Annotated in this window: 14 protein-coding genes; 4 read left to right on the forward strand and 10 right to left on the reverse strand. The window is 35.5% G+C overall.

Going from position 1 to position 16,125, the window contains the following annotated elements; translation table 11 throughout:
- Positions 1-135 precede the first annotated feature (135 nt).
- The 4 genes from IPJ80_13735 to folE are packed head-to-tail and all read right to left on the reverse strand — an operon-like array spanning position 136 to position 4,075.
- Positions 136-2,025, reverse strand: coding sequence for an ABC-F family ATP-binding cassette domain-containing protein (locus IPJ80_13735; protein MBK7914547.1), 1,890 nt, complete (start codon positions 2,023-2,025; stop codon positions 136-138).
- A gap of 9 nt (positions 2,026-2,034) precedes the next feature.
- Entirely contained in the window at positions 2,035-2,607 is a 573-nt protein-coding gene (locus IPJ80_13740) for a YqgE/AlgH family protein (protein ID MBK7914548.1), read from the reverse strand.
- Positions 2,607-3,503: an ACP S-malonyltransferase gene (fabD, locus tag IPJ80_13745; GenBank protein MBK7914549.1), complete on the reverse strand. Its 897-nt coding sequence runs from the start codon at positions 3,501-3,503 to the stop codon at positions 2,607-2,609. The genes IPJ80_13740 and fabD overlap by 1 nt, the downstream gene beginning before the upstream one ends.
- Positions 3,500-4,075, reverse strand: coding sequence for a GTP cyclohydrolase I FolE (gene folE, locus IPJ80_13750; GenBank protein ID MBK7914550.1), 576 nt, complete (start codon positions 4,073-4,075; stop codon positions 3,500-3,502). Before folE ends, fabD begins: the two co-directional genes overlap by 4 nt.
- A 145-nt stretch (positions 4,076-4,220) precedes the next feature.
- Here folE and IPJ80_13755 point away from each other — a divergent pair, with 145 nt between their 5' ends.
- Both IPJ80_13755 and IPJ80_13760 read left to right on the forward strand, forming a co-directional pair.
- Positions 4,221-5,279 carry a histidine kinase gene (locus tag IPJ80_13755; protein MBK7914551.1) on the forward strand — a complete coding sequence of 353 codons (1,059 nt, stop codon included), beginning with the start codon at positions 4,221-4,223 and terminating at the stop codon, positions 5,277-5,279.
- A complete protein-coding gene (locus IPJ80_13760; GenBank protein ID MBK7914552.1) occupies positions 5,272-5,991 on the forward strand; it encodes a response regulator transcription factor in 720 nt (239 codons plus the stop codon). Before IPJ80_13755 ends, IPJ80_13760 begins: the two co-directional genes overlap by 8 nt.
- Positions 5,992-6,399: 408 nt before the next feature.
- Here the strand turns inward: IPJ80_13760 and IPJ80_13765 are convergent, their stop codons facing one another.
- Positions 6,400-8,871 carry a T9SS type A sorting domain-containing protein gene (locus IPJ80_13765; GenBank protein ID MBK7914553.1) on the reverse strand — a complete coding sequence of 824 codons (2,472 nt, stop codon included), beginning with the start codon at positions 8,869-8,871 and terminating at the stop codon, positions 6,400-6,402.
- Between the two features lie 347 nt (positions 8,872-9,218).
- On the opposite strand from IPJ80_13765, the gene IPJ80_13770 reads away from it, so the two are divergent.
- Positions 9,219-10,649 (forward strand): hypothetical protein, encoded by a 1,431-nt coding sequence (locus tag IPJ80_13770; GenBank protein ID MBK7914554.1) that lies wholly within the window; start codon positions 9,219-9,221, stop codon positions 10,647-10,649.
- Between the two features lie 51 nt (positions 10,650-10,700).
- Here the strand turns inward: IPJ80_13770 and IPJ80_13775 are convergent, their stop codons facing one another.
- Together IPJ80_13775 and IPJ80_13780 are read right to left on the reverse strand one after the other, a co-directional pair.
- Entirely contained in the window at positions 10,701-10,997 is a 297-nt protein-coding gene (locus tag IPJ80_13775; protein MBK7914555.1) for a hypothetical protein, read from the reverse strand.
- 155 nt (positions 10,998-11,152) lie between these two features.
- On the reverse strand, positions 11,153-12,460 hold the full coding sequence (locus IPJ80_13780; GenBank protein ID MBK7914556.1) for a deoxyribodipyrimidine photo-lyase: 1,308 nt from the start codon (positions 12,458-12,460) through the stop codon (positions 11,153-11,155).
- Positions 12,461-12,566: 106 nt separating this feature from the next.
- Between IPJ80_13780 and IPJ80_13785 the strand changes: the two genes are divergently transcribed.
- Positions 12,567-13,466, forward strand: coding sequence for a hypothetical protein (locus tag IPJ80_13785; protein ID MBK7914557.1), 900 nt, complete (start codon positions 12,567-12,569; stop codon positions 13,464-13,466).
- A 25-nt stretch (positions 13,467-13,491) separates the two neighbouring features.
- On the opposite strand, the gene IPJ80_13790 is transcribed toward IPJ80_13785, so the two are convergent.
- Genes IPJ80_13790 through IPJ80_13800 form a run of 3 tightly spaced genes read right to left on the reverse strand, consistent with a single transcriptional unit; the run spans position 13,492 to position 16,085 of the window.
- Positions 13,492-13,995, reverse strand: coding sequence for a hypothetical protein (locus IPJ80_13790; protein ID MBK7914558.1), 504 nt, complete (start codon positions 13,993-13,995; stop codon positions 13,492-13,494).
- Between the two features lies 1 nt (position 13,996).
- Positions 13,997-14,767 (reverse strand): (Fe-S)-binding protein, encoded by a 771-nt coding sequence (locus IPJ80_13795; GenBank protein ID MBK7914559.1) that lies wholly within the window; start codon positions 14,765-14,767, stop codon positions 13,997-13,999.
- A 1-nt stretch (position 14,768) separates the two neighbouring features.
- Positions 14,769-16,085, reverse strand: coding sequence for a (Fe-S)-binding protein (locus IPJ80_13800; protein MBK7914560.1), 1,317 nt, complete (start codon positions 16,083-16,085; stop codon positions 14,769-14,771).
- Between the last annotated feature and the right edge of the window lie 40 nt (positions 16,086-16,125).

Genomic DNA, 16,125 nt, shown 5'->3' on the forward strand with positions numbered 1-16,125 from the left:
AATATGTAGCGGTGGTCCTCCTCTGGATTATTTACAGTGTCTCTTTTAATTGTTAAGTAATATAGTTTTGATTTAGAAGTATCTGACTAGTACACCAAAGGCTTTAAGGCATAGGCTTTAAGGCCTTTTTTTATTTTATCCCAATAAACTGGATACGTTTTCCCAGGCATCCATGCACTCCTTTAATTTTAGCTTTTCTCGATCATACTCCTCCATAAGCTTGGCAGCTCCAGCCGATTGATAAAATTCAGGATCTTCCATTTTCTTTTGCATTTCCAATAAATTAGCTTCAAATTTTTCGATATCGCGCTCTAAATTTTGGATTTTTCTTTGTGCTTTCTTTCGTTCATTGTAATCCAGCTCCACTGCAGCATTCGATTTATTTTCTCCTTGCTTTACCGGCAAATCATAAACTGTATTCTCTTCTGTTTTCTCTAAATAATAATCAATATCCCCCTCAAATACTGTAATTCCTTTATTTTCAAAGAGAATCGTTTTATCTGCTAACTCTTTTAAAAAATCACGGTCGTGGGAAACGATCAATACCGTACCATCATAATTTTTTAAAGCATCCTTTAACTTTTCTTTGGAAGCCAAATCTAAATGGTGGGTTGGCTCATCAAGAATTAATAAATTGTGTTCATTCACAATGAGCTTAGCCAAACGAATTCTGGCTTTTTCCCCTCCTGATAAAACAGCAATTTTTTTCTCAGCTTCGTCTCCTGCAAACCCTAAACCTCCTAAAATTTTTCTAACCTGGGTACGCATTTCAGGAATTGAATAGTTTTCAACTGTTTCAAGTGCAGTATCCATTCTGTTTAAGGTGTCCTCTGATTCTTGTGCATAGTATCCTATCTTCACATTGTGACCAAACTCAATGGCTCCTCCTGAAGATTCAAGATCACCGACAATCATTTTTACTAAAGTAGTTTTCCCATTTCCATTGGCTCCAATTAAACTGATTTTATGTCCTCGTTCAAGAAAATAATTAATATGTTTTAAAACTTCTTTGTCTCCGTATGATTTACTAAGATCTTTTACTTCCAAAACCTTATTTCCACTTTTTTGTGAACTTTTAAACCGCAATTTGATACTTCCTAATTCTTCTTCAGGAAGTTCCTTCTTGTCCATTCTGTTTAATTCGGTTATCAGCGACTGTGCAAATGAAGCTTTGCTCGCTTTGTACCTGAATTTTTCAATCAACATCTCTTTCTGTTGAATTATTTTCTGCTGAGCTTTGTATTCATTTAATTCAATTTGTTTTCGCTCAGCACGATATAATTTATAACTTGAATAATTGCCTTTATAATCATAAATTTTACCTCTATCAATTTCAATGATCCGATTGGCGAGACGATCCATAAAACTTAAATCATGCGAAATGATAATTACAGTCCCTTCATATTCTTTTAAGTATTTTTCCAGCCATCTGATGGAAACAATATCCAGGTGATTGTTAGGCTCATCCAGCAATAATAAATCAGGTTTTGACAGAAGCAATTTTGCCAATTCTATACGCATACGCCAACCTCCGCTAAACATGCTGATTTTACGTTCAAAATCAGCAGCAGTAAAACCAAGTCCTAATAATACTTTTTCAATTTTACCATCCAGTTTATCAATGTCCAAATGCTCTAATCGTACACGAATTTCTTCCATCCGGTGAATCATGTCCATTAAATCATCTGTATCAGAATGGGCATGGCTTATTTTATATTCTAATTGATTGTATTCGTCTTTGAGTGTGGAGATATCAGCAAATGAGCTTTTCACTTCATCAAACAATGCCAATCCTCTGTCGGGCGGAAGTTCTTGTTTCAGAATGCCTATACTTACGTTTCCAATATATTCTATGGTACCGCCGTCAGGCATCAATTCCTTCAACATTAATTTAAACAAAGTTGATTTACCAGTACCATTCCGTCCGCAAACGGCTAGTTTCTCACCAGCGGAAAGGGTAAAAGAAATTTGATCAAATAAAACTCTCTCCCCAAAAAATAAACTTACATTTTGAAATCGGACCACTTGTTACGTTTAATTCATTAATTCATCACCTTCCAACCGACCAATGGCGCTATAATGATAGCCCATTTGATCCAATATTTCCTTCCAGAGTTGTTCTGGATTTGATTTATACAAATAATTTGGGTCCATATCTGACACAATCCATGCTGGGTCTTTCATTTCTTCTTCCAATTGTCCAGCTGACCACCCACTATATCCAATATAAAATCGAATGCTTGCTGATGTGATTAATTTGCATTCAATTAAAATTTTTAATTTATCATAATCGCCACTCCAATAAATACCAGGACATATTTCCAGTGAATTGTCGAGAATATTTCCTGCTGTATGGATAAAATACATACTGTTATTATCTACAGGTCCGCCATAAAAAACGTCTGCTTCAAATTCTCCAAAATCTTCAGTTAGTTCATTTAATTTTAAACCTGTTTTTCGATTGAGTATGAAACCTACTGTTCCCTCTTCTTTATCATGATCAGCTATTAAAACTACAGATCGTTTGAAATGAGGATCCAACATAAAAGGTTCTGCAATTAACAGCTTACCAGTCTCAACAGACCGGGATTCATTTCGATGTTTCATTACAAACTGCTGATAGGTAATTCCCGATTGATTCGTTTTAAAAAGCCACTCAACACCGTGCCATTGCCACCAACTTCATAAAAATTTTGGATCCCGTCGGCAATCATGTGATTCATGGTTTGAGTCCAACGAACCGGTGAGGTTAATTGAAGAATTAGATTTTTCTTAATTTTATCAGATTCCAGGTACGGAAGTGCATCGACATTTTGGTAAATTGGTACGTGCGCGTCATTAAAATGCAATTTTTCAATCGCCTCAGCCAACTCAATACGAGCCGGTTCCATTAACGGGCTGTGAAAAGCACCACCAACTGCTAACAAAATAAAGCGCTTTGCTCCAGCTTCAATCATATTTTTTTCAATAGCATTAATGCCTGCTATACTTCCTGAAATAACCAATTGGCCCGGACAATTATAATTTGCCGCAACGACAATGTGCTCAGACATAGCTTTACAAATTTCTTCTATTTTAGTATCCTCTACACCAACAATAGCAGCCATGGTTCCTGGATTGGATTCACATGCTTTCTGCATCGCAAATGCACGCAACTGCACCAACTCCAAAGCTGTTTTAAAATCAATCACTTTAGCGGCTACTAAGGCTGAAAATTCTCCTAAGGAATGCCCAGCAACAGCTTTGAATGGAATGTGCTCTCCCAGAACGATGGCCTTAATTACAGAATGCAAAAAAACAGAAGGCTGCGTAATTTTTGTCTCTTTAAGCTCTTCTTCTGTTCCTTCAAACATAACATCAGTAATTTTATATCCCAGAATGCTGTTTGCTTCATCAAATAATTTCCGTGCTGCTTTATGTGCCTCATAAAGATCTTTTCCCATGCCTTGAAACTGACTGGCTTGTCCAGGAAAAATAAATGCCGTTTTTGTTTCTAAACTCATAAAGATTTTGAATGGATCAAGTTTAAAAATTCACTTCGCGTTTCAACATTTCTAAAGATACCTGTAAACGCTGAAGTGGTTGTAATGGAATTCTGTTTTTGAACTCCACGCATCATCATACACATGTGACGAGCCTCAATTACAATTGCCGCACCAATAGGTTTCATGGTTTTTTGAATACAGTCTAAAATCTCATGTGTAAGTCGTTCCTGAACTTGCAATCTTCGGGAAAAAATATCTACCACTCTGGGTAATTTACTCAATCCAACGATGCAATCCCCGGGAATATAGGCAATGTGGGCTTTCCCAAAAAAAGGCAACAAATGGTGTTCACACAAACTATACAGTTCAATGTCTTTAACCAGGACCATTTCACTGTAGTTTTCTTTAAATAAGGCTGATTTCAATGCAGCTTCAGCATCCTGGCCATACCCCTGGGTAAAGAATTCCATTGCTTTAGCAGCCCGCTCAGGCGTTTTAGCAATGCCTTCCCGATTTACATCTTCACCAATTGATTCTAAAATTGCTTTGTAATGGTCTTTTAAACTATGATTCTTTAACTCTCTCACGATTCAATAAATAATAATTCCTAAACGGAAATAATTCCTATAAGTTTTGATAAATCCGATTTAAACACCGTTTTATCCCTTATTCTTTACTTAAAATCGAAAAATATCAATTCAATTTCTAAATACAGCTACTTTTAGCTTGATTTTTATGAATTTTTACTCAAAAATCTATCAGGAATCCGGTTTTTCAAAATACTGGACCCAAACCATCTTTTGGTTGGTGTTTTACGCCTTAAATTTCTATTTCAGTCCGGATGAAATCTCCCTTTCAAAAGCTTTGTTGTGGTCTGGTGGAAATACCTTGATCTTTATAATCGCAGTAACGATCAACCTGAAAGTCTTGCTACCAAAATTTATGCTCAGGCAATCAATTTTTAGCTATTTGGCATTACTAATTGGTATCTCCTTGCTTTTAACACCATTCATCACCCTTTTTAATGTCTGGATTCGAAATGATTATGCCACTCACAATCATAACCCATTGGTTCAAGCGCATTTTCATTTTATAAATCTTGTGATTGTAACTGCTTTATCTTCATTAGTGCGAATTCCCCTGGAATGGCTTAAAATTCAAAGTGAAAAAAACGAGCTCATCGCCAAAAATATGGAAACGGAATTGCAATCACTTAAGAATCAAATCAATCCGCATTTCTTATTTAATACCTTAAATAATTTATACGCGCTAACACTTAAAAAATCTGATTTAGCACCTCAGATCGTATTAAAACTCTCAGACATGATGCGCTACATGTTGTATGAATGCAATGAATCTGAAGTCTACCTGGAAAAGGAATTTCAATACATTGAAAATTACATCGAAATTGAAAAATTAAGACATGCTTCTGAAAGTCAAATTACTTTACATTTTGATCCAACACTTTATACAAAAAAACTGGCTCCTCTCCTATTGATCCCTTTTGTTGAAAATAGTTTTAAGCATGGTTTACAAGCTAGTTTGGAAAAATCGTATATTGATATCCAAGCAAATTGTATCAATGGGTTTCTTGAATTTGAGGTTACCAATTCTAAACCGCCCAGCATGCCTGGAATTGGACTGGCACCAAAGACAGGTGGCGTTGGATTGGATAATGTTAAAAAGCGTTTAAATCTGATCTATCCCGACCAGTTCAAATTGGTAATCAATGATCAACCGGATTATTTTTCAGTAAGTTTAAAAATAAAATTAAAAGATTCTCCAAATGATTAAAACTTTGATCGTAGATGATGAGCCCCTGGCAGTCGAAATATTAGAAACCTATGTCAATCAAATTCCTCAACTGGAACTTATTGGCACCTGTTATAATGCTTTGGATGCAAATCAAATATTAAATCAGCAAACCATCGATTTACTATTGGTGGATGTGCAAATGCCTCAAATGAATGGCATTGAACTTATTAAAAGCTTATTGCATCCACCCAAATTTATATTTACAACCGCCTATCCGGAGTTTGCGGTAGAAGGATTTGAACTCAATGCAGTAGATTATTTACTAAAGCCCATCGACTTTAATCGTTTTCTGAAGGCCATTAATAAGATTCCACAATTCAATAATCTGGAGGAAAAACCGGATTCACGATCATACGATAAACAAGATTTCATATTTGTAAAATCTGATAAAAAACTGATAAAACTCAATTACGACGACATCCTCTATTTTGAAGGTCTAAAGGATTATGTTATCATTTATACCGATCAAACAAGAATTATCACATTACAAACCATGAAATCACTGGAAGAAAAATTACCCGATCACAGCTTCATCCGGGTGCACCGGTCCTATATTGTCAATATCCATAAAATAGATGCTATTCATTCCAATGACGTTGACATTTTTGTAAAAGGACAAGTAAAAGAAATTCCAATTGGCAGCAATTATTCTGACAATGTAAATCGCATGATAAATCTTAAGAAAATTTAAAAGTCTTTATTTAAACACCAAATTTAATCAAAGGGAACCTCTAATAAATCTTAGACGAGGCTTGCGATTTTTTTAAACCCATATTATGCATTAGGGTTTCGTAATGAAAGTCAAAAGACCAAAAAAGACAGGCGCTCCCGCAAGATTTTTTGACAAGCCATAGTAGATCCTATGGTGAAGGAGAAAAATCGAGGAAGTGCTTGTATTTGAAGGTATTTTGGCTTGGAATAGAAAACCTAATGCATAATATGGGTTAAATGCTGATTTTACTGTTGCAAATGAAGTGTTTAAAAAATTGTTTAACGAAGTATAAGGGGTTATTAGATATTACCTAAAATAAACAAGCCCCTTACGGGGCTTATTTATTCTAACAATTTTAGATTAAAACTGGTTATATAAAAACAGGGATTATCTGATAATTTCTATCTTTTTGGTGATAGGTCCCAAGGCTGTTTCAACCTTCAGCAAATATAAGCCATTTTGCAATTCTTGTAAATCCAAAAGCTGATGTTTTTTATCAACAAGTAGAATATTTTTTAACATGCTTCCATCCAACGCAAAAACTGCAACAGATTTCAACTCATTGTTGCCATTTAAATGCATATTTAAGTAATCTGTTGCCGGATTTGGATAGACTACCAGATCATTTGGATTTAAACCTTGTTGGTTTGTATTTTTAGAGATATCCAGATAAGCAATGTGATCATCTAGTTTCACATAATTACCATCTTCATTGAGCACCAAGATATTGGAAATGTAAAATGGGATATGGTAATAATTTTCGTCTTTTCTAAATCCCCCTATATCATCTTCAACTATAAATGACAAGACTTCAACGCCGCCCCGTCCACTGACTTTTTTACCATTCGAACGCACAAATCCACTTTCCAAACGCCCGTTCCAGGGTTTTTTATACATGTGCATCAAAGCACTGTTTAAGCTGGCCCAGCCCTGCTCGTAAAAATCAACGCGCAAACTGGCCTCATCTACGACATCCACATTGTAATCCAAATCGTAGGAGTAGCCTCCCAAATTGATTACCGGATAGGATGCATCTCCCAACTGCACTTCAAAAAATGCCCGTTGTCCAATTTGAACGCCCGGATTGAGTAATTTTAATTTAAAAGGAAAATCACCCCGGTCATAGATTGGTTTTGCTACCAATGAATGTTGCTTTTTATAAAAACTTGAAATACTCACGGTATCTGAACAGTTTACCTGTCCATTGCCATCCGTATCGGCATGTTTATAATTGACTTCTGTCGAAGGCATGGACCCATTCCAGTCGGAAGATTGAAATGCCCTGAATTCCGTTGGAGCGCCGGTTGGCCTTGTATTTCCGCTCATTCCCAAATGGTAACCCACTTGAAGAAAGTCTTTCATACTGACTTCCCCATCCAAATTGACATCTCCGGGCCAAACACAATCTCCGGCACATTGGTACTCGCATTTATTTCGCTCGGATTGATAAATGTCTTTTATATCAATGGCACACTGAACCTCCACACACTGATTTGTACTTGGAATGCAATAACTGAGCTGGATGTTGTCATTGCCAGCGTAATTGCGTGGAGGAAAATAGATCAATAAATTATAACCTGAAACGGTATCTCTACACGTAGTTGTTGGGCTAATGGTATATTCCAATGCGACGGTATCATAGCCTGGATAATATTTTACAAAAGTAGAATCCTGGGGACTGATCTTAAAGTTATACGCATCAATAGGAATCGAATAACTAAAAACCAAAGGCACATTTTTAAATGTATTAAAATGGTAGTCGGTACGCGTATCCGGCTGCCAGTTGCCTATAAATAACTTGACTTCCCCGTATTCACACAAGCCTTGCGGACATACTTTGTAGACAAAGGTTTGCACACCTTCATAGCCAGGTTCAGGAGTATATTTAAAATCCCCTTTTGTATTTAATGAATCCAGGGTACCCCTTGTTGGGCGCTGAGATATTAGAAACGGATAGTCATCTGTTATGTCATTCCCTGCAACATTAAAAGTAACCGCTGTATCTTTTGGAGTAAATACAACATCATCAACGGTAATCTTACTCGGAGTTTTGAGGTTATAGACTTCCATAACCACAGTCCGCTGCAAATTAGCTTTGGTTAAAACAAAGGTATCGTTGCCAACAAAACTGGAATACGGTTTATAAGAAACTACTTGAGGATTGACTATGTCAAGTGTGCCCTTTTTTGCTTGCGTAGTAATAGTAAAACCGGGAAGTGGAAAGGAAACTAACTTTAAGGTAGCTTTTGGAGTACCCAACAACAAAGTGTCACTTGCCAAATTATTGGTATCAACAACGGTAACTACAATGCTGCTTTCACTACAGGTATTAAATGTATCACAAACCGTATAGCTTATATAACCGATTCCAACAGAATCTAAAATGGGTTTAAATCGAATGGTAAAAGGGTCTGGTCTGGAAGCAATCAACCGACTGGACGCTGTGATCGCGGTGATTCTTAAATAATCCGTAGCAGGTGAACCAATAGAACTGAAGTCATTTGTCAATGGATTTACATCCTGATTGCCATCATTTTTATAAGCCACATAAGCATCCGATACCAGGTCGATGGTTGAATTGCTTACTACAAAGACAAAACTCAAATACTTAATCCGGCCGTAGTAATCCTTGTATTTGGTTACTGCTGTATCCCGACCAATAAAACCTGTATTTGCTTCATACTTAACTTCCGGATCACTTTTAGTGCCCAGTAAAGAAATTAAACCATGTTTAGTGGAATCTACAACGACCCGATCTTTTTGATAGGTATTGGGAAGGTAACTGACTGAACTCTCTTTAAGCAACTTAAAGACTAAGTAAGGCCCTTCAACCTCTTGTGCTTTTATTGCAAAAGACAATAAAAACAAAATCAGAATTGTGTAAGTCCTGTTTTTTGTCATAATAACCAGTAACACAAAAGTAACCCATTTTGTGATATTTCAAAGCATTGTATACAAAATATTTTTATTCATATACATTTAATTTTCAATATGATCGCTAATTTATTATTTATCTTAATCTTATATATAGTTATTAAATATAATATAATAATAAAGAGTTCATAACTTTTGTTGGCTTAAATTAGCAATGGCAACTTAAATAAAAATGTAAGGATTTAATAATGTGGTCGAATTTATCAACATCAAATGTGTAATTTATAGTCAATTAAATTTCTTAATTTAGCACGTCCAAATCACCCAACACCATGAACGACTCTAAGTTTTACAGATTTCTTAAAACCTTAAATACCAAGGAATTAAGAAAATTTCGAAAATATCTGGAATCCCCCTATTTCAACACAAACCAAATCCTGCTGCAACTTTTTGGAATTTTTGAAAGCCATTTACTAGATCCAAACGAGAAGGAACTAGACAAAAAACAGGTCTGGGAATTAATTTATCCAAATGATCCCTTTGACTACGACCGGTTGCGGAAATTAATCCATTTATTAATGGTACTTGGTGAAGATTTTTTAGCACAATTAGCCTACGATGATAATTCGGCGCACCGGGTACACTACCTTTTACAAATGTTGCATCGAAAAGAAATGGAAGAGTTTATACAAAGCACCATCCAGGCCGGAATAAATGTTTTAAAAAAAGAGAATAACCGCAATGGAAATTACTATTACGACCTGTATTCCATTGAAAAATACAAATACATCCTCGAAAACTTTGAATCCGCCCGGGTAAAAAAATTAAATATCCAAAAGTTAAATATTTCAGAGATTGACGGCCACCTCAATCATTTTTATTTCTCAGAAAAGCTGAAATATTATTGTTTATTACTGAGTTGGAGTAAAATGATTAATGTGGAATTAAACGTACCATTAATTCCACAAATAACGACTATTGTTAAAACTGGGAGTTATTTACAAATTCCTTCAATTGGAATTTATTATCAAATCTACCTAACCTATATTGAACCCAATGAGCTTGAACATTTCTATGAATTAAAGAAACTAATAAATAATTATATCCATTTGTTTCCCTCTGAGGATGCAAAAGACATCATGAATTCCGCTATTAATTACACTATCCAAAAACACAATAGTGGCAATACTTCATTTTATTTAGAAAATTTTTTAATATATAAAGATGCTATAGAGAAAGAAATAATTTTAACAAACAACGAGCTTTCGCCATGGGCCTTTAAAAATATAATTACATTGGGTTTAAGGCTCAATGAATTTGAATGGGTTGAAAATTTTATAAATAATTACGGGATTAAAATCAATAAAGAATACCGTGAAAATGCAATAAATTACAATTTAGCATCCATGTATTTTTATAAAAAAGAATACAATAAAGCAATTCCATTATTGCAAAAAGTTCAATTTGATGAATTAAATTATGGATTAGGAGCTAAGTCGATTTTGTTAGCTATCTTTTATGAAATAGATGAATTCGAAACACTTGGATCCTTATATGATAGTTTTAAAATATTTGTAAAACGAAGCAAAAGCATCACTGATGATCGTAAAAAAAGTTATTTAGAACTAATAAGTTTTACAAAAAAATTAACTGAAATAAATAATGATAAAACTAGCATTGTTAAATTAAAATTACAAATCGAAAAATCTCAAGCCATGAGCAAACAATGGCTTCTAGAAAAAGTAGATGAACTTTTAAATTAATATTAATTTAAAAAAGAGGCTCCGAAAAAATCAGAGCCTCTTATCGGTTGCTTAAAATCCATGTATATCGTCCTCTACAATAAATTGTAGCGTACGATCTGGAAAGGATATGGTGAGCTCCGTGCAAAGATCACCGCAACCGTTAAAAACTGCAGTCCCAGAAATGTTGTTCATGCCTTGTTGCACCTGAACAACATTTGGAGCTTGCAAGCTCACCGCAGATAAGCTTACTCCATAGGAACTTGCTACATAAGCAATCACCTGGTTTGTACCAGACAACCATGCAGCAGCTGTCAACACCAAACTAACCAGTAAGATGCTGACGAAAGTCAAACTAAACTTTCTCATAAAACAAAAATTAAAAAAATAAAAAATAGGGTTTACCTAAATTAAGGAGCTTTTCTTGCACGAAAAAGACTCAATGCAGCTTGACTTGAAAAGAATATATAAAAATAACGACAAATAATATTTAAAAGTTTCCGAAATTAAAAAAATTTACAATTTTATTGTTTTGAAACTACACTAAATTTAGAAAGACACTTTCTTCTTGCTTCCTGATGATTAACAATTGGAGGTATGTACTTTTGAAACGTAAATTCCGGGATCCATTTTTTAATATATTTAAATTCAGGATCAAATCGCTGTTGCTGTAATTCGGGATTAAAAATGCGAAAATAGGGAGCTGCATCCGTACCACAACCTGCGGCCCATTGCCAGCCTCCATTGTTACTCGCCAAATCAAAGTCCAGTAGCTTTTCAGCAAAGTAGGCTTCTCCCCAGCGCCAATCAATCAATAAATGTTTAACCAAAAAACTAGCGGTGATCATTCTCAAACGATTGTGCATAAATCCGGTTTCATTGAGTTGCCGCATGCCGGCATCCACCATAGGATATCCGGTTTTGCCTTCACACCAGGCTTTAAAATAATTTTCGTTGTTTTCCCAGGCTATCAGATTGTATGCTGGTTTAAAACACGAAAACTCCACATAGGGAAATGCCTGTAAGATCATCGAATAAAAATCTCTCCAAAGCAATTCGCTGAAATATACCGGACTTAGTGCAAATGCTGCCTTAGCTTTTTGTCTGATGCTGATTGTACCAAATCTAAAATGAATGCCAAGCTGCGACGTGGCATTTTCAAATGGAAAATCCCGTTTCTCCGCATAGTTTTTAATTATGGATTGCTTCGTCTGCTGCTCTGGAAATTTGATTGTTGTTGGTGTAAAACCGATTTCTCCTAATGAAAGCATTGGATTTGGTGCACTGGTCCAAAAACCAGAAAGATCATTGTAATCGTATGGCGCAAATAGCTTGTTATGACCCACTAACTCAATCTGCTTAAGTATTTTATTCTTATATGCAGTAAAAACGGTATAGGGGCTCCCATCCTCTTTTAGGCATTCATCTTTTTCAAATAGCACCTGGTCTTTAAAACTAAAACATTGCACATTCTTGCTCTGTGCTAATTCATTTATGCGTGTATCACGTTGCAATGCATAGGACTCATAGTCTCTGTTATAGAATAATTGCCTGATGGGATAAGCTTTAAACAGCGAATTCCATATGTGATCAGGCGTTCCATAAAACACCAACAAATCGGAACCCAATGCCTGTAATTCCTGCTTTAAACACTTGATTTGCTCGTATATAAATGATACCCGGGCATCCGATTTATTACTCAATTTTGACAAAATAGTCTCATCAAAGATAAAAACCGGAATTACTGGCAAGCCACTCTTTAAAGCTTTAGAAAGTCCATGATTGTCTTGTAACCGCAAATCCCTGCGAAACCAAAATGCCGCATAATTCATTTATGTTCAACACGTTCCGGCTAAATTCGTTCAAAATAAATGTTAATCATTCTAACGACCTACAAGCAATGATACCAACTGATTACCTTTGTATTAAAGCGCAGATATGAAGTTTCTTTATTATATGATTCCAGTGGTCCTTTTAGGGTTTATATCCTGTAAGTCAAATCAGAAATTTGATGCAGAGAAAATTGGCAAATTAGAAGCTGATTTTAATACAAACCCATCGGATACAACCTATGATAAATTAATTACTGCCTATCTTGAAATTATGCAGGAGCATAAAGACGAACCTGCATTAATTGAAGATTTACTTTCTAAATGTTCGGCAGCCAGCATCAAAATGAACAATTGCCGTCAGACTGTAATCTTTCTAAACAACCTGATCAAAAATCATTATGCCCGCAAAGACACTCCTGACAATATTGTAAAAATGATTGAGTGTCTAAGAAACATAGGAAAGAACGAAGCAGCCGATATTCTGACACTCTGTTTTGGACAAGCTTTCCAGGGAGATAACCGAAAAGTAGAACTTGAAGCCAAACTTCAAAGACAGCAGACTCCTGAAGAATATTTAGTCGATTTGGCTAAATCTATTTTTCCTGATACACTAAATACCTACGATAAAGAAAAAGCATTTAATTATGTAGATGCTTGCGAAGCCTATGCCCTGGTTTTACCAAACAGTGACAAGTCCCCTGAGTTTTTATTTAGCGCTGCTCAAACTTCTAAATTATTGACTACATATGACAAGTGCTTAAGTTTGTTTGACTGGATTGTTGAGAAATACCCAAATCATGCAAAAGCTGAAAACGCCTGTTTTATGAAGGGATTTTTATTTGACAATGATTTAAAAGACACCGCCACTGCACGTAAATTTTACCTTGAATTCATCACAAAATATCCAAAAAGCGAATTTGTGGATGATGCTCAAATGTTGATTCAAAATCTGGGCAAATCTGAAGAACAGATTTTAGATGAACTTCAGAAAAAGAATTCGAAATAATTCAAATCGCCCGATTTGGTTTGTCTTATTCTGTAAGAATTAATTTCGGTTGAATAAATTTTGAATGCCAGGAATCTTTTAAAGGTTTCAACCAGCTTTTTTGAAAACTGATTTTATCACTTACCAAATTATCAAAAAATAAGGTTTCCTGATTTATTTCTAATGGAATTTCCTGGTTTTGCAATTCCATCCGACTGATGGTTTTGACTTCACTGTCTTTTAAATAATAAAACAGGTTTCGATTAAAAAAATCAAGTTGATATTCAGCGCCCAGGTTTTGTATAAATCGGACGGAAGAATCGATGCTGCAACCTCCGGGTTGATTTACTTGTTGATCAACAACCAATACGAGAAAATAAGCGTGCAATAAACCCCCGGTGGCGCGTAAAGCTTTTTGATGACTAATCCAATCTTGGGAAAACTGATATATTTTATTATTTAATTCCCATACCAATGATTCCGGGATTTTTTTATCTGACGCATAGATCCAAACACGCGAATAATCCGGAAATGAAATTAAATCCATCATTTTATTTTTGATTTTGAAGAATGAGTTCAGCAAGATCATAAACCATCATTTGATCTTGTGCATTTTTTTCTTTTAAGCCATCCTGAAGCATGGTGATGCAAAAGGGACAGTTTGCTACCACAGCATTTGCATTCGTTTTTATAACTTCTTCTGCACGCTCCGTATTGATGCGTTTGGAGCCTGGTTCCTCTTCTTTAAACATTTGTGCCCCTCCTGCCCCGCAGCAAAGACCGTTTTGTTTTGCCCGCTTCATTTCTATCAAATCATGTTTTAATGAATTGATAATAGATCTTGGAGCTTGATAAACCCCATTAATTCTTCCTAAATAACAAGAATCGTGATAGGTAATTTTTTGGCGTGGCTGCTCCTGTATCACAATTCTATTTTCTTTAATTAACAAATCTAAAAACTCAGAATAATGGATCACATCAAATATGCCTCCTAAGGCTGGGTATTCATTTTTTAAAGTATTAAAACAATGTGGACAAGTACAAACAATCTTTTGAATGCCATAATTTGTAAGTGTCTCAATATTTTGTTGCGCAAGCATTTGAAACAGCAATTCGTTGCCAGCTCTTCGGGCAGGATCCCCTGTACATTTTTCTTCTTCTCCTAAAATAGCATAAGACAGCCCGATATTATTCAGGATTTCACAAAATGCCCGAGTAATTTTTTGAGCCCTGGCGTCATAATTTCCTGCACAACCTACCCAAAATAAAATTTCCGGCTTTTTACCTTCTGCATGCAATTCGCTAAGTATTGGTATTTTCATCTCACTCAATTTTTATCCAGTTTGTACGGTTTTCTGACATAGCCCAAACTGCTTGATTGTTTTCTAAACTATTAAACATGGGCAGCCACTCAGAAGGTCCCCCACTATTCATCAATATATCATATCGGCGCAGTTCCAATATGGGTTTCAACGGATTTATAAGAACAGGGCAAGCCTCCACACAGGCGTTACAAGTCGTGCACGCGTACAATTCTTCCTTTGATATTTTATCAAAAAGAGATAAGCCATCTGTAATCTCAATCGTTGTCCCATCCTCTGATTTTTTAAATGCTTTGGTTTGAACAACTTCTTCAGCCCGATCCCGAATATCCATCACAATTTTACGAGGACTCAGCTTTTTACCGGTAATATTTGCCGGGCATACAGCTGTACAACGCCCACATTCTGTACATGAAAAAGCTTGCAATAAAATTTGTTGGGATAATTCATTTACATCTTGGGCCCCAAAATTATTTGGCGCTTCCATTGATGGATCATTTTCCAAACCAAGCATCCCTTTAACTTCATTTTGAATATATGGGATGTTTTGAATTTCACCTCGGGGATTTAAATCAGCATAATAGCTTGATGGGAATGCAAGAAAAATGTGTAAATGCTTTGAATAGGGCAAATAGGCAATAAACCCAAGAACAACCAAATAATGTGTCCACCAAAAGAAGCGCTCCGTAAAGATGATCCAGTCCGCTGATAAACCACTAATAAGAGGCATGGTAGTGGAAGCAGAAAGGAAAAAAGAACCAGTGGGATGATAGGATTCAGGTTTTAGTTGTTGTAAATATTGATCAGCGCCATTCATCATAAAAATACTTATAACAAGTATAATTTCACCCAGTAAAATAATGTTTGCATCCGCAAAAGGCCAGCCTTTCAGCTCAGGTTTATGAAAACGGCTAATTTTCAGGATATTTCTTCGTATTAAAAATACCGCTGTTGCAATTAAAGCCAAGAGCGATAAGATTTCGATGGTATTTATGGCTAAGGGGTATAAAAATCCAATTTTATTGGCAAACAGGCGATGTTTACCAAACAAACCATCCGTAAAAATTTCAAGAAATTCAACCTGAGTTAATAGAAACGCTGTATAAATAAAAAAATGGAAGATACCTGAAACAGGTTTTGTAAACATTTTACGCTGTCCCAAAGCAAATAAGAGCATATTTTTAAATCTAACCAGCGCAGATCCTTCGGGCCAATTGGGTTTCCCTAGCTTAATGGCCTGATATACCTGGGCATATCGTTTCCACGAAAACCGCAGAATTGCAGTTGTAATTAGAATAAAGACAATGCTGTGAATCATTTCAAAATAATAGATCTTTGAACAAAAATTAGGGATTTTT

The organism is Saprospiraceae bacterium (assembly GCA_016714025.1).
GTDB lineage: Bacteria > Bacteroidota > Bacteroidia > Chitinophagales > Saprospiraceae > Vicinibacter.